The organism is Aeromonas sp. 130281, from assembly GCF_056642115.1.
The window spans coordinates 93491-106877 of record NZ_JBWVQS010000002.1 but is presented as its reverse complement, the minus strand read 5'-3'; the positions used below and the strand labels follow the sequence as shown (position 1 = coordinate 106877).

The window sequence follows — 13387 nt, the reverse complement described above, 5'->3', positions numbered from 1 at the left end:
ACGGGCAACCGTCATTGAGTGTGCCCGCTCAGGCGGCGGCGCCCTCATGCTCCCCGCGCAGCCGCAGGACGAAGACCGGCAGCACCACCAGCACCATGATGAAGAAGATGCTCCCACCGAGCGGCTCGAACAGCACACCGCAGATCGCCATCAGGGCCGCCACCGTCATGCCGAGGCCGAGCGCCGCATAGAGCGCCTGGGTGGGGATCTGCTGCTCGGCGGGCAGCTGGCGGGTCATGAAGCGCACGGCGCCGAGGTGGCTGATGCAGAAGGTGACCCCGTGCAGCAGCTGACCCAGCACCAGCACCGCCAGCTCGGTAGAGGCGCCGAGCAGCACCCAGCGCACCACGCAGCCGACGGCCCCCACCAGAAACAGGGTCTGGGCCCCGAAGCGGTGGAAGAAGCGCTTGTCCGCGGCAAACATGGCGATCTCCGCCACCACCCCCAGGGCCCACAGGTAGCCGATCAGGGTGCCGCTGTAGCCCGCTCCCTTCCAGTACATGGCGCTGAAGCCGTAGTAGGCGGCATGGCTGCCCTGCAGCAGGGCGGTGATGAGCAGGAAGCGGCGCACCGGCGCTGACTTGAGGGTGACGAGCAGCGAAGCCCGGGCCCGCTCCCCCTTGAGCTCCTGGGGTTCCGGCCGCAGCGGCAGCGCGCTCAGCGCCAGCATGGCCAGCAGTCCCGCCACCATGGTGTGCAGCACCCAGTCGCTGCCGAAGTTGCTCACCAGGGCCCCCACCAGGGTGGAGGCGGCGATAAAGGCGAAGGAGCCGCACAGCCTCACCTTGCCATAGTCGAGGTGCGTCTGCACCACCATGCGGGTGGCGAGCGCCTCCCCCATGGGCATCAGGGTCGGGTAGATGAAGTTCGCCACCAGGGTCAGCAACACCAACCACCAGAGGCTGTGGCTGAGGTAGAAGCCCAGAAACGCCAGCAGGCTCAGCAGGCAGAGCAGCCGGGTGACGGGCAGCAGCTGACCGGCCCCCTTGACCCGTCCCATCACCATCAGGTTGCCGGCAAAACGGATGGCCATGCCGACCCCCAGCAGCAAGCCTATCTGCTCGGCGCTCACCCCCATGCCCTCGAGCCACAGGGACCAGAACGGCAGATAGGCGCCGTAGACGAAGTAGAAGGCGCCAAAGAACAGGGCTAACCAGGAGAAGGCGGGCATAGGGGCTCGGCAGCGGGACAAGGGGCACAAATGATAACCGATTTTGGCGCGGGGATCCCCAGGGGCAAGGGGAGATAAAAACGATAAATATCAATAAAGTTGAACCTTTGTCACATCCCCCTGTCTATCTGGATAACACCGCTTCCTGATGAGTGTTGCAATCCTTACACCCGCCCCTGGCGGGTTTCTTTTTGGGGCCGGTTTGGGCCGCCAGACGCAGAGAAGGGGCCCAGGGGCCCCTTCATCATCGTCACTGGCAAGTATCAGAACACGTACTTGACCCTTGCGCTCAGGTTGCGACCCGGCTCGGTCTGGTTGCTGGTGTCCGAGCTGGCCGCAAGGCCCGTGATGCTCTCGTAGCTCACGTACTCCTTGTCAAACAGGTTGAAGACGCCGACGTTGAGCTGCAGATCCTGCATCGGCTTGAACTGGGCGTAGATATCCACCACGCCCCAGCCGGCGCTCTTGATGTTGTCGTTGCCTCTGGCGTCCTTGCCCACCTTGTCCATGTCGTCGGCGAAGCGCAGTGCGGTGTTGATGTTCCAGTTCGGCTGCTCCAGACGCACCCCAAGGCTGCCGTTGAACGGGCTCAGACTGTTGATGTAGTTGCCGTCGCCGTCCTTGCCCTCGATGTAGGCCAGGTTGCCCCAGACGTTCACCAGCTCGTTCAGCCAGTAGTCCGCCTTGACCTCGGCCCCCTTGGTGGTCGCCTTGTCCAGGTTCTGGTACTGGTAGATGGCTGTGCGCCCTTCGGTCCCCACGGCGGTCAGCTCGATAAAGTCGTCAAACTGGTTGTAGAAGGTCGCCACCTCGTAGCTGAAGCCGCCGCTGCTGCCGCGCACCCCGAGATCGATGCCGTCGCTGCTCTCGGGCTTGAGGTTAGGGTTCGGCTCGATGCGATAGCCGTAGGCCTGGTGGTTCAGGGTGGAGAAGGCGTTGTCATACATGGGCGCCTTGAAGCCGTGGCTGTACTGGGCGAACAGGTTGGCCGCCTCGTGTGCCTTGAACACCAGCCCCAGCTTGGGAGAGAACTCCCCTTCGGAGATCTTCTGCATGTTCTCGCCGGTGTAGGCGGGATCCTCGTCCGGGGTCATCTTGTAGTAGTCGTAACGGGCACCCGGGGTCAGCACCCAGCGCTCGCCAAACTTGATCTCGTCGAAGGCCCAGAGCGCGCTGCGCTCGCTGGTGGTGGACGGGAAGCTCAGCTCGCTGTAACCGACGAAGTCGCCCGGTACGGTCGGCGCCTTGAAACGGGTACGCTCGTTGTCGGTGTGCTCATACTCCACACCCCAGGCAAGGCGCTGGCTCTCCAGCGCCTTGCTGAACTTCACCTGGGCCCCCAGACTCTCCTGCTCGAAGCCGTTGTGATCCAGGGAGTTCTTGGTCACATAGGGGTTGCGCGGGTTGACCGGATACTTGGAGGAGGCGTACTGATCCAGGGTCTGCTTGGTGCGGGTGTAGTAAATCTTGCTGTCCACCCGATCCGCCCAGGGGGCGTTCAGGGCCAGGCCGTGATCCAGCACCAGGGAGAGGTTGTCGGTGTCTTTATCGGTGATCGGCTGATTGAAGACGGAGCCCGCCTTGGTCAGATCGATGGCATCCGGATCCTGCCCCTCGGTGAAGTAGTCGACCGTCAGCTTCAGGAACTGATCCTCGGAGAGGTTCCACTTGCTCTTGAGCAGCACCGCCTGGCTGACGATGTCGAACTCGTCCTTGTCGCTGTCGTAGTTCTGGGTCACCCCGCCGTCGCGCCAGGTGTAGCGCAACAGGTTCTCGAACTCGCCGCTGCGCAGCGCCCCCGTGATGCCGGCCATCTTCTGGTGGCTGCTGGAGGCATAGCCGGTGGTCGCGTCCAGGTAGCTGTCCTTCCCCTTGAGGAAGTCGCCGGCATCCTTGGTGGTGATGGCGATGACGCCCCCCAGGGCATCGGAGCCGTAGGCCGCGGACGCCGGCCCCTTGGCCACTTCCACCTGCTTGATCATGTCGGTGTCGAAGTAGGTCTGGCCCACACCGCCATTCTTGTAGGCGTCGTTCTGGCGCACCCCGTCCTGCACCACCTTGACCCGGTTCTCGCTCATGCCGCGAATGGTGAAGGTCTGGGCATCCCCCGCCCCGCCCTGCACGCTCACGCCCGGCTCATAACGGAACAGATCGGCGACATTGCTGACGACCTGCTCTTCGATCTGCTCCGAGGTGATGACGGCGATGGGGCCGGAGACGTCTTCCAGCTTCTGCTCCATGCGGGAGCCGCTGACGACCATGACTTCATCCGTTTTCTTGTCTGCGGCGAAAGCAGGGGATACCAGCCCGGCCGCCACGGCGAGGGCAATCAGAGAGGGGGTGTTGTTGTGCGCCACTGCAAAGTCCTTATTGAGAATCATTATCAACCGAACGGCATCTTACCCAGCTCGCGACAAAGATCAATAATAAAGTGAATCATTCTCATTTTCTTTTGCTTCTGAACGGTTTTACACTAGCGCCTCTTTTTTCCTGCTCGCCATGCTGCCATCGTATGGTGCTGTACCTTTGCCAATCTCTGCCTTTGTGAGTGAGATGCCATGACTCGACGACTCCCCCTGCTCGCCCTGCCCCTGCTGCTGGCCGCCTGTGCCACCCCGCCGCAGAGCCAGCCTCCCCAGACCCTCTATCACTACCAGCTTGGCGAGGGGACGGACGACAGGCCCCTCAGCCTCACCCAGGCGGTGGACAAGGTCAGGGATGCCGACATAGTGCTGGTGGGCGAGCTCCACAGCCACCCGGCCGTGCACCTGTTGCAGGCAAACCTGCTGGCACAGCTTGCCGGCATGTCGCGCGTCGATGGCCGGGCCCTGGTGCTCTCCATGGAGCAGTTCACCCGCGCCGATCAACCGGTGCTGGATGCCTACCTGGCCGGGCGCATCGGCGAATCCACGCTGATCCGCGAGGGCCATGCCTGGCCCAACTACCCGAGCGACTACCGCCCCCTGGTGGAATTTGCCAAGGCGCAGCAGCTGACGGTGATCGCCGCCAATGCCCCCAAGCCGCTGGTGAGCTGTGTCGGTCAGGAAGGCCCCGAGTGGCTCGACAAGCTGCCTGCCAGCCGCCGCAGCCAGCTCGCCCGCGACCTCACCCTGGGGGAAGATCCCTATCGTCAGAAGTTCATGGCCTCCATGCATCATGGGGATGCGGACGGCAATGCCCGCCGCTTCGCCGCCCAGACCAGCTGGGACGACACCATGGCCGAGAGCATGGTCGATTATCTCGAGCAGCATCCCGGCCGGCGCATCATGCACATCGCCGGCAACTTCCACGTGGAGGGGGGGCTGGGTATCGCGAGCCGCATCGCCAGCCGCAATCCGGCACTGAGAGTCGCCCTGGTGGTGCCTGAGACTGGCTCCCTGGATGGCAAGGCCGCCCCCGGACGGAGTGCCGACGTGCGGGTGCACATAGCCCCCCTGCCGGAACGCTGGCTAAATGCAGCGGAAATGAAGCAAGATATGGGCGCGCTGCATCAATCCCGCAGCCGTGACTGCAGCCAGTGGCTGCAACCCTAATCTTCCAGGATACGGCGGGTAAAATATGGACGTGTTACTGATCATCGATGTGCAGCAAGGGGTCATGAAAGCGACCCATCACCAACAGCCACAGGTACTGGCCAACATCAACCGGGCCGCGGCCCACGTCAGACAGCATCATGGCCGGGTCATCTACATCCAGCATGACGAGCTGCCAGGGGGCGAGCTGGAGCCCGGTACCCCGGGCTGGCAACTGCACCCGGCCCTGCAACCCGCCAAGGGGGATAGCCGGGTACGCAAGACGGCGTGCGACAGCTTCCTCGAGACCGAGCTGGCCTTCCTGTTGGCCGAGCAGTCCGTCGACCGGCTGATCCTCTGTGGCAGCAACACCGATTTTTGTGTCGATACCACGGTACGCAGCGCCGCGGCCCATGGCTTTGAGGTGCTGGTGTTGCAGGATGGCCACACCACAGCGGATCGTCCCCACCTGAGCGCCGAGCAGATCATCGAGCACCACAACTGGATGTGGCAGCGTCTGGACCTGCCCGAGGGCAGACGCATAACCCTGCTCACCACGGATCAGCTGCTCGAGGCGGCTCAACCCGCGCTGGCGTGCTAATCTGCCCGCCTTGAAGTGATCACCTGATTGGAGTCTTGCGTGCGTCTATTCTCTGCCGTTGCCCTTGTGCTGTTGTTACCGGCGATCACGGCCTGCTCCGGAATGCCGGGCACCACGCCCGACGGCCCGGCCCCCCTGTTTCATACCAACATCAACGAAGAGGGGAGCAAGCGCTTCACCTTCGAAGCCGCTCCCCTCGACGTCCTGCCGAGTCGGTTGCAGGAGGATGACAGCCGACTGAGCCGCAACAGTAAGAGCCTGCTGGAGCGACGCGAGGCCCTGCAGGACGAGCAACTGACCGAGACGCTGGCGGCGCGCAACTATTGCCGTACCGGCTACATAGTCCTCAGCCAGACCTCCTGGAAGATCCGGGGGGAGTGCAACGAGACCGCCACCCAGGCCGATCGCGACGCCTTCCCCAACAAGGCCTCCTGGCAGGAGTGATCCCGATTGGGGGACAGGTAACAAAACGGGCAGCCCAGGCTGCCCGTTTTTCATCTCATGACCTCGCGCCTCAGACAGGTGCGTCCGTCTCGCTGGTCAACTCGGCGCCGTTGTCGACGCGCTTGTGCCCTTCCACCAGATGGACGAAGTCCACCAGCTCGTCACCCGAGACCCGGAACGCCTGGCCGAAGCCCTTGACGAACAGACCCTGCTCGGGCTTGAGACGAAACAGCACGAAGTCCTTGAGGTTGGAGAGCCCTTTGACGATGTCGCCGAAACGCCCTTCCAGCGCCGCTATCGCCTTGCCCCAGCGCTCGTCATCCCGTGCCACCACCTCGGCCACCGCGTCAAAGGTGAGTCGCTTGCGGGCGAACAGTTCGCGGGCGCCGGTCTCGTCCTCGATCAGCATCAGGGAGACCTTGGGCACCTGTTGCAGGTTGCGGGCATGGCGGGCTATCTCGGAGATCAGCACATAGTAGCCATCTTCCTGCAGCACGAAGGGGGCGTAGCTGGCATTGGGGTTGCCTTCGCCATCCACGGTCGCGAGCTGCAGGGTACGGCAACCGTCACGAAATTCGCGGATCTCCGGTTGCAGACGGTTCTGCAGACGCTCCTGACGTTCACTCATGCTTTCACTTCCTCTTGATACTGGTGGCGCAGGGCCTTGAAACGCTCCACCTGGTCAGGCAGCAGCTGACGCTGCTCGTCACGGCCCAGGTAGATCTTGAAAATGCAGCGACCGCTGTGGCCGAAGAACTGGAAGGAGTGCCCCTCCTTGCCCATGAACAGCTTGCTGACCAGGGCAATGCCGACCACGTTGTCGAGCTTGAGGTGGCCATGCATCTCGCCGTCCCGACCCATCAGGTTGTAGTAGCCACGGGCCGTCTTGCCCTTGGGGAAGGGGGCCTTCACCTCGAAGATGGAGCCGTCGGACTCCACAATGGTGGTCACCTGACCCCAACTGGCCAGATCCGCCAGCAGGGCTTCGGCCTGATCGCTCGGCACCAGCGTCATCAGCTCGGCGGGCAGGTGGCGCACCACCTCCCACTCGCTGACGGCCAGCTCGGTGGCGATGCTGGAAGGATGGGCGCTGGGATCTTGTTCCAGCAGCGCATGAATGCGTTGTGCAATGCTCATCGGTTCTCCCTGGATGATCTGGCGATGGTACTCGGTCTCGCGGCGGATACTGTAATAAAGCGGCCCCCTTAACGCAATTGATAATCGCTTTCATTATCAGTGCATTTTTTTCATGAGCTTGATATTCTCGGCGGCAATCCCACTCTCATACACCCTTCGGAGGTTCGCATGGGCCGTCGTTTTGCCCTCGCACTCAGCCTGCTCGGCTGTTCAGCCCTTTCCCTGCCTGCTGTCGCGCAGGAACGTATCGTCAGCATAGGCCCGGCCACCACAGAGCTCATCATGGCCCTGGGGGGCGAGCAGAGCCTGATTGCCACCGACGTCAGCAGCCCTGAACCCAAGGGGCTGCCGAGAGTCGGCTACCACCGCGCCCTGGCTGCCGAAGGGATACTGAGTCTGGCCCCGACCCGACTGGTCGGCAGCGACGAGATGGGGCCGCCACCGGCTCTGGAACAGCTGCGCCGGGCTGGCGTCGAGGTGACAGTGCTGCCGACGGCACCCACCCTGGCCAACCTCAACGAGCGGATCGACGCCCTGGCCGGCTTGCTGGGCAATCAGGCCGCCGGCACCAGGCTGAAGGCCGAGATCGCCGTCCAAAGCGACAAGCTGGCGGCCCAGGCGAAACAGAACAAGCCCCTCAGGGTCGCCTTCCTGCTGCTGCACAAGGGCCAGCCCACCAGCATAGCCGGCGGCAATACCACCGCCAGCGCCCTGGTGACCCTGGCCGGCGGCGTCAACCCGGTCGCCCGCTTGCACGACTACAAGCCCGTCTCCACCGAATCCCTGATCGAACTGCAACCGGATCTGGTGCTGGTGAGCGGTCGTGACTGGCAGCAATACCAGAGCGTCGACAGCGTGCTGGCCCAGGTGCCGGCCCTGGCCGCCACGCCGGCAGGCAAGAACAGGGCCATCCACGCCATCGACGGTCACGCCCTGCAAGGGGGGCTCAGCCTGAGATCCTTGCAGCAGGCCAACCAGATAGCCCAGTGGATCAAGCAGGGTTCATGATGCGTCTGCCGCTGCCCTGGCTGCTCGCGCTCACCGGCTGCACGCTCGCCCTGCTGCTGGTCGGGTCGCTGGCCACCGGCCCCATGTCGCTCTCCTTCGGCGAGAGTCTGCAGGCCCTGTTCGCCGGCAAAGAGAGCGGGATAGAAGCACACAAGCTGCTGATAGTGCAGGAGATCCGCCTGCCACGCACCCTGCTGTGCATCGCCGTGGGGGGCATTCTCGGCCTCTGCGGCGCCGTGATGCAGGGGCTGTTTCGCAACCCCCTGGCCGACCCCGGCATCATAGGGGTCTCCGGCGGTGCGGCGCTCGGGGCCGCCCTGGCCATAGTGCTGCTGGCCCCCCTAGGCCAGCAGTTGCAGAGCCTGCTGGGCCTCGGTCTGCTGCCCCTGCTCGCCTTCCTCGGCGGGGCGCTCACCACCACCCTTGTCTATTTGCTGGGCACCCGTGAGGGGGGCACCTCGGTCACCGTCATGCTGCTGGCGGGCGTCGCCATCACGGCGCTGTCTGGGGCCGTGATCGGGCTCCTCACCTACCTCGCTGACGATCAGATGCTGCGCAACCTGAGCCTGTGGCAGATGGGCTCCCTGGCCGCCGGCAAGCCGGTGGATGTGGGGCTAGCGCTGCTGACCCTGGTCGCCCTGCTGTGGCTCTTCATGCGCGATGCCAACCCCCTCAACGCCCTGCTGCTGGGTGAAGGTGAGGCCCGTCATCTGGGGGTCAATGTGCAATGCCTCAAGCGGCGTCTCATCCTGCTCACTGCCGCCGGGGTCGGCGTGGCGGTGGCGGTGGCCGGCATGATCGGCTTCGTCGGCCTGGTGGTGCCCCACCTGGTACGGCTGCTGGCCGGGCCCAACCACGTCAGGCTGCTGCCGCTCAGCGCCCTGCTCGGCGCCGCCCTGCTGCTGGGGGCCGACATGCTGGCCCGCACCCTGCTGGCACCGGCCGAGATGCCGGTGGGCATCATCACCGCCCTGCTGGGTGCCCCCTTCTTCATCTGGCTCTTGGTCAAGAGTCGCCGGACGCTGTAACAGGAGAACGCCACCTTGCCCGGATCCCCCTCCCCCCTGCTCGCCTGCCGCGCTCTCAACCTCACCCGGGGCAATCGCCTCATCCTGGACAACCTGGATCTCGACCTGCATGGGGGCAGCCTGACCGCCCTGCTCGGCCCGAACGGAGCTGGCAAGAGCTCGCTGCTCAAGTGCCTGACCGGCGAGCTGGCCTATGACGGCAGCATCTCCCTGTTCGGTCGCAAGCGGCAAGAGTGGGCCGGCGATGCCCTGGCCCACAGAGTCGGGGTGCTGCCCCAGAGCTCGTCCCTGAGCTTCCCCTTCCTGTGCGAGGAGGTGGTGGCCATGGGGCGGCTGCCCCACAGCGAACCCGTCAGCCGCCGCGACCAGATAGTGCGGGCCGCCATGACCCATGCCGGGGTCGAGCACCTGGCTGGCCGCCTCTATCCCGGCCTCTCCGGCGGAGAGCGCCAGCGGGTGCAGTTCGCCCGGGTACTGGCCCAGATCTGGCAAGAGCCGTCACCGGAACGGCTGCCCGATCCCGAGCAGCCGCGACTGCTGCTGCTCGACGAGCCCACCTCGGCCCTCGATCTCAAGTACCAGCATCAGCTGCTCACCATGGCCCGTGCCCTGGCCGCCCGCAATACCGCCGTGCTGGTGGTGCTGCACGACCTCAACCTGGCGGCGCGCTACGCCGACCGGCTGGTGATGCTGGAGCAGGGCAGGCTGATGGCGGACGGCTCCCCGGCAGAGGTGCTCACCCCCGAACTGATCGCCCGCCTCTACGACTACCCCGCACAGGTGATCCACCACCCCGAGACGGGACAGCCCATGGTGGTGTGATATCAGTGGTGGTGCGATCACGGGCGCATCGTTTTTCGTATCCACGACTGCCCCGTCCAAGCCATCCATCACCCCAAGACGGGGCAACCCATGGTGGTGTGATAACGAGCGCATCGCCCTTCCTTTCTACGACTACCCCGCTCAGGTGATCCATCACCCCGACACGGGACAGCCCATGGTGGTGTGATATCGGTGGTGGTGCGATCACGGGCGCATCGTCCTTCGTATCCACGCCTACCCCGTCCAAGCCATCCATCACCCCAAGACGGGGCAGCCCATGGTGGTGTGAATCAAGTCAGGATCCCGAATAGCAAAAGAGCGCCATCAGGCGCTCTTTTGCTTGCAAAGTGGAGGGAGGCTCAGGCGATCTGGTAGCGGCCCGGCTTGTGGTTGAGTGTCAACACCAGGTTACAGATGATGGCCGCGACCACGGAGAGCGCCAGCAGCCAGGGGGAGACCACGAAGAAGGAGGCGATGACGATGGCGCAATCCAGCCCCATTTGCAGCTTTCCGGCGCGGATGCCGAACTTGTCCTGAATAAACAGCGCCAGGATATTGAAGCCCCCCAGGCTCGCCTTGTGGCGGAACATGATGAGCAGCCCCATGCCGATCAGGGTGCCACCGATCAGGGCCGCATAGACGGGCTCTATCTTGCCTATCTGCAGCACGGCGTTGAGGTGATCCGTCATGAAGGAGACGGTGGCCACGGCGGCGAAGGTGTTGAGGGTGAAGCGCGGCCCCATCCTGAGCCAGGCCAGGGCGTAGAACGGCAGGTTCATGGTGAAGAACAGCAGGCCGAAGCTCAGGCCGGTCACCTGCTGCAGCAGCAGTGCCAGCCCGGCGGTACCGCCGGTGAGCAGACCGACCTGATGAAACAGGAAGATGCCGAGGGATACGAAGCCTGCCGCGGTCAGCAGGGCGAGCACATCCTCATAGAGCGGATGGGCCGAGCGGGGGGTGTTGTCCATAACCTTATGTCCAGTAGCGAAGTGAAAAGAGTGTCTGAGACCCGATGACGGGCGCGAGCCCCGTGAGTCGGGGCTTCGTTATGGTCACAGTGTCCGTTTTGAGTGACCCGGATCACAAGTACGGGATCGCATGCGCCGAAATGGTGCGCGTCAGCGCCGCGTTACAACCCTTGCACCAAAATATGTCACGCCCTTCCCCTCTCAAGCTGAAGCCAGCCTGAAGCGCGTCTGAAAAACCCGAGCTATCTCGCTGCCAACAGGCGGGAATCGTTCTAAAATGACCCCCTTGCCACAGGCTGCGGAGCGACAGCAGATGAGAGTCAGCGTATTCGGGATAGGTTATGTGGGGCTGGTTCAGGCCGCCGTGCTTGCCGAGATGGGCCACAGGGTAACCTGTGTGGACGTGGACGCCGCCAAGGTCGAGCGCCTCAAAGAGGGCGTGATCCCCATCTTCGAGCCCGGTCTCGCCCCCCTGGTGCAGGCCAACCATCAGGCCGGTCGCCTGCACTTCACCACGGACGTGGCCGAGGGGGTGGCGTTCGCCGAGCTCATCTTCATCGCGGTCGGCACCCCGCCCGATGAGGACGGCTCGGCCGATCTGCAGCACGTGCTGGCGGTGGCCGACACCATAGGGCGGCTGATGCAGGGCGGCAAGGTGGTGGTCAACAAGAGCACGGTGCCGGTCGGCACCGCCAACCGGGTGCACCAACATATCGCCGCCATCCTGCGCGATCGCGGGATCGACTTGCCCCTCGAGGTGGTCTCCAACCCGGAGTTTCTCAAGGAGGGGGCTGCGGTGGCCGACTGCCTGCGGCCGGATCGCATCATCATAGGCACTGACTCGGCCCACGCCCTCTCCCTGCTCGAAGAGCTCTATGCCCCCTTCAACCGCAACCGGGATCGCATCATCCAGATGGATGCCCGCAGCGCCGAGCTGACCAAGTACGCCGCCAACGCCATGCTGGCCACCAAGATCTCCTTCATGAACGAGATGGCCACCCTGGCGGAGAAGCTCGGGGCCGACATCGAAGCCGTGCGCAAGGGCATAGGCGCCGACCCGCGCATCGGCCATCACTTCATCTATCCCGGCTGCGGCTACGGCGGCTCCTGTTTCCCGAAAGACGTCAAGGCGCTGATCCACACCGCCGGCCAGATTGGCTGCGATGCCCCTTTGCTCCATGCGGTGGAGCGGGTCAACGACGGCCAGAAGCACAAGCTCATGGCGCGCCTGCAGCAGCACTTCGGTGCAGATCTCGCGGGGCGGACCTTCGCCCTCTGGGGCCTGGCCTTCAAGCCCAACACCGACGACATGCGCGAAGCCCCGAGCCGGGTGCTGATGGAGGCCATCTGGGCCGCCGGCGGCAAGGTGCAGGCGTTCGATCCCGAGGCCATGAGCGAGGCCCAGCGCCTCTACGGCCTGCGGGACGATCTGACCCTGTGCGGCACCCAGGAGGCCGCCCTCAAGGGAGCCGACGCCCTGCTCATCTGCACCGAGTGGCAGCAGTTCCGCGCCCCGGACTTCGAGCTGCTGCGCCAAACCCTGAAGCAGGCCCTCATCATCGACGGCCGCAACCTCTATGATCCGGTCCGCCTGCGCCAGCGCGGCTTTACCTACTACGCCATAGGTCGGGGCGACAGCCTGACCGCCGGATTGCGCGAGGAGCAACGGCAATGAAGTATCTGGTCACCGGCGCCGCCGGCTTCATCGGCTTTCATGTGGCGCAGAGGCTCTGCCGCGACGGCCATCAGGTGGTTGGCCTGGACAACCTCAACGACTACTACGAGGTGAGCCTGAAGGAGGCGCGGCTGGCACTGCTGCTGCCACTGCCCGCTTTTCGCTTCGAGCGCGGTGATCTCGCCGATCGCGCCGCCATGGCGGCGCTCTTTGCCCGCGAGCGGTTCGATCGGGTGATCCACCTGGGAGCCCAGGCCGGGGTGCGCTATTCGCTGGACAACCCCTTTGCCTACGCCGACAGCAATCTCAGCGGCACCCTCACCGTCCTAGAGGGGTGCCGCCATCACGGGGTACAGCACCTGGTCTACGCCTCCTCCAGCTCGGTGTATGGCCTCAACGAGCAGATGCCGTTCAAGACCTCGGACGGGGTCGATCACCCCGTCTCCCTCTATGCCGCGAGCAAGAAGGCCAACGAGCTGATGGCCCACTCCTACTCCCACCTCTATGGGCTGCCCACCACGGGCCTGCGCTTCTTCACCGTCTACGGCCCCTGGGGGCGCCCCGACATGGCGCTGTTCAAGTTCGTGCGTGCCATCCTGAACGGCGAACCCATCGACATCTACAACCAGGGCCAGCTCAGCCGGGACTTCACCCACATAGACGACATAGTGGAGGGGATAGTGCGGGTAGCGGACAGGCCCCCGCAGGGCGACCCGGACTGGCAGGGGGCGGCCGACGCCAGCCCTGCCCCCTACCGCCTCTTCAACATCGGCCATGGCAGCCCGGTGCGACTGCTGGATTTCGTGGAGGCCATAGAGGCGGCGCTCGGCAAGCGGGCCATCCGCAACCTGCTGCCCATGCAGGCCGGGGACGTGCAGGCGACCTGGGCCGATACCGAATCCTTGTTCGATGCCACCGGCTATCGGCCCCGCGTGGGCCTCAGAGAAGGGGTGGCGAGTTTCGTCGACTGGTACAGGGCCTACTACGGGGTCTGACCCGAACGCCTGAAATGAAAAGGGGC

13 protein-coding genes are annotated in these 13387 nt (G+C 64.5%); 8 read left to right on the top strand and 5 right to left on the bottom strand.

The annotated features are described in order from the left end of the window. Window positions 1-28: 28 nt before the first annotated feature. Both AC1IN8_RS07485 and AC1IN8_RS07480 read right to left on the bottom strand, forming a co-directional pair. Window positions 29-1171, bottom strand: a complete 1143-nt coding sequence (locus AC1IN8_RS07485) for a 3-phenylpropionate MFS transporter (RefSeq protein WP_479758516.1) — start codon at window positions 1169-1171, stop codon at window positions 29-31. A gap of 263 nt (window positions 1172-1434) precedes the next feature. Next, window positions 1435-3528, bottom strand: coding sequence for a TonB-dependent hemoglobin/transferrin/lactoferrin family receptor (locus AC1IN8_RS07480; protein WP_479758515.1), 2094 nt, complete (start codon window positions 3526-3528; stop codon window positions 1435-1437). Between the two features lie 201 nt (window positions 3529-3729). Between AC1IN8_RS07480 and AC1IN8_RS07475 the strand changes: the two genes are divergently transcribed. Genes AC1IN8_RS07475 through AC1IN8_RS07465 form a run of 3 tightly spaced genes read left to right on the top strand, consistent with a single transcriptional unit; the run spans window position 3730 to window position 5728 of the window. Beyond that, window positions 3730-4704 (top strand): ChaN family lipoprotein, encoded by a 975-nt coding sequence (locus AC1IN8_RS07475; protein WP_479758514.1) that lies wholly within the window; start codon window positions 3730-3732, stop codon window positions 4702-4704. Between the two features lie 25 nt (window positions 4705-4729). Then, window positions 4730-5284, top strand: a complete 555-nt coding sequence (locus AC1IN8_RS07470; protein ID WP_139434982.1) for a cysteine hydrolase family protein — start codon at window positions 4730-4732, stop codon at window positions 5282-5284. A 39-nt stretch (window positions 5285-5323) separates the two neighbouring features. Continuing rightward, window positions 5324-5728, top strand: a complete 405-nt coding sequence (locus AC1IN8_RS07465) for a hypothetical protein (protein ID WP_025328092.1) — start codon at window positions 5324-5326, stop codon at window positions 5726-5728. A gap of 70 nt (window positions 5729-5798) precedes the next feature. Here the strand turns inward: AC1IN8_RS07465 and hutZ are convergent, their stop codons facing one another. Both hutZ and hutX read right to left on the bottom strand, forming a co-directional pair. Then, complete coding sequence (hutZ, locus tag AC1IN8_RS07460; protein ID WP_005329149.1) at window positions 5799-6356, bottom strand: heme utilization protein HutZ; 558 nt, start codon at window positions 6354-6356, stop codon at window positions 5799-5801. Then, entirely contained in the window at window positions 6353-6865 is a 513-nt protein-coding gene (gene hutX, locus AC1IN8_RS07455) for a heme utilization cystosolic carrier protein HutX (protein ID WP_005329147.1), read from the bottom strand. The genes hutZ and hutX overlap by 4 nt, the downstream gene beginning before the upstream one ends. Window positions 6866-7033: 168 nt before the next feature. Here hutX and AC1IN8_RS07450 point away from each other — a divergent pair, with 168 nt between their 5' ends. From AC1IN8_RS07450 to AC1IN8_RS07440, 3 genes are read left to right on the top strand one after another with little or no spacing between them, the layout of a single operon-like run. Further along, the gene (locus AC1IN8_RS07450; protein ID WP_247627175.1) at window positions 7034-7873 is read left to right on the top strand and encodes a heme/hemin ABC transporter substrate-binding protein; all 840 of its coding nucleotides are present in this window, start codon (window positions 7034-7036) and stop codon (window positions 7871-7873) included. Further along, on the top strand, window positions 7870-8901 hold the full coding sequence (locus tag AC1IN8_RS07445) for a FecCD family ABC transporter permease (protein WP_247627176.1): 1032 nt from the start codon (window positions 7870-7872) through the stop codon (window positions 8899-8901). The genes AC1IN8_RS07450 and AC1IN8_RS07445 overlap by 4 nt, the downstream gene beginning before the upstream one ends. A gap of 15 nt (window positions 8902-8916) precedes the next feature. Next, window positions 8917-9723: a heme ABC transporter ATP-binding protein gene (locus AC1IN8_RS07440; RefSeq protein ID WP_479758513.1), complete on the top strand. Its 807-nt coding sequence runs from the start codon at window positions 8917-8919 to the stop codon at window positions 9721-9723. 359 nt (window positions 9724-10082) lie between these two features. On the opposite strand, the gene AC1IN8_RS07435 is transcribed toward AC1IN8_RS07440, so the two are convergent. Beyond that, window positions 10083-10691, bottom strand: a complete 609-nt coding sequence (locus AC1IN8_RS07435) for a YitT family protein (protein ID WP_202047080.1) — start codon at window positions 10689-10691, stop codon at window positions 10083-10085. A gap of 313 nt (window positions 10692-11004) precedes the next feature. On the opposite strand from AC1IN8_RS07435, the gene AC1IN8_RS07430 reads away from it, so the two are divergent. Together AC1IN8_RS07430 and AC1IN8_RS07425 are read left to right on the top strand one after the other, a co-directional pair. After that, window positions 11005-12366, top strand: a complete 1362-nt coding sequence (locus AC1IN8_RS07430; protein WP_479758512.1) for a UDP-glucose dehydrogenase family protein — start codon at window positions 11005-11007, stop codon at window positions 12364-12366. Then, window positions 12363-13361 (top strand): NAD-dependent epimerase, encoded by a 999-nt coding sequence (locus tag AC1IN8_RS07425; RefSeq protein WP_479758510.1) that lies wholly within the window; start codon window positions 12363-12365, stop codon window positions 13359-13361. Before AC1IN8_RS07430 ends, AC1IN8_RS07425 begins: the two co-directional genes overlap by 4 nt. Window positions 13362-13387: the final 26 nt, after the last annotated feature.

Bases quoted from the DNA above. Each gene is read 5' to 3' on its own strand.
- AC1IN8_RS07450 (WP_247627175.1), top strand. From the start codon at position 7,034: ATGGGCCGTCGTTTTGCCCTCGCACTCAGCCTGCTCGGCTGTTCAGCC.
- AC1IN8_RS07485 (WP_479758516.1), bottom strand. From the start codon at position 1,171: ATGCCCGCCTTCTCCTGGTTAGCCCTGTTCTTTGGCGCCTTCTACTTC.
- hutX (WP_005329147.1), bottom strand. From the start codon at position 6,865: ATGAGCATTGCACAACGCATTCATGCGCTGCTGGAACAAGATCCCAGC.
- AC1IN8_RS07425 (WP_479758510.1), top strand. From the start codon at position 12,363: ATGAAGTATCTGGTCACCGGCGCCGCCGGCTTCATCGGCTTTCATGTG.
- AC1IN8_RS07470 (WP_139434982.1), top strand. From the start codon at position 4,730: ATGGACGTGTTACTGATCATCGATGTGCAGCAAGGGGTCATGAAAGCG.
- AC1IN8_RS07475 (WP_479758514.1), top strand. From the start codon at position 3,730: ATGACTCGACGACTCCCCCTGCTCGCCCTGCCCCTGCTGCTGGCCGCC.
- AC1IN8_RS07430 (WP_479758512.1), top strand. From the start codon at position 11,005: ATGAGAGTCAGCGTATTCGGGATAGGTTATGTGGGGCTGGTTCAGGCC.
- AC1IN8_RS07435 (WP_202047080.1), bottom strand. From the start codon at position 10,691: ATGGACAACACCCCCCGCTCGGCCCATCCGCTCTATGAGGATGTGCTC.
- hutZ (WP_005329149.1), bottom strand. From the start codon at position 6,356: ATGAGTGAACGTCAGGAGCGTCTGCAGAACCGTCTGCAACCGGAGATC.
- AC1IN8_RS07445 (WP_247627176.1), top strand. From the start codon at position 7,870: ATGATGCGTCTGCCGCTGCCCTGGCTGCTCGCGCTCACCGGCTGCACG.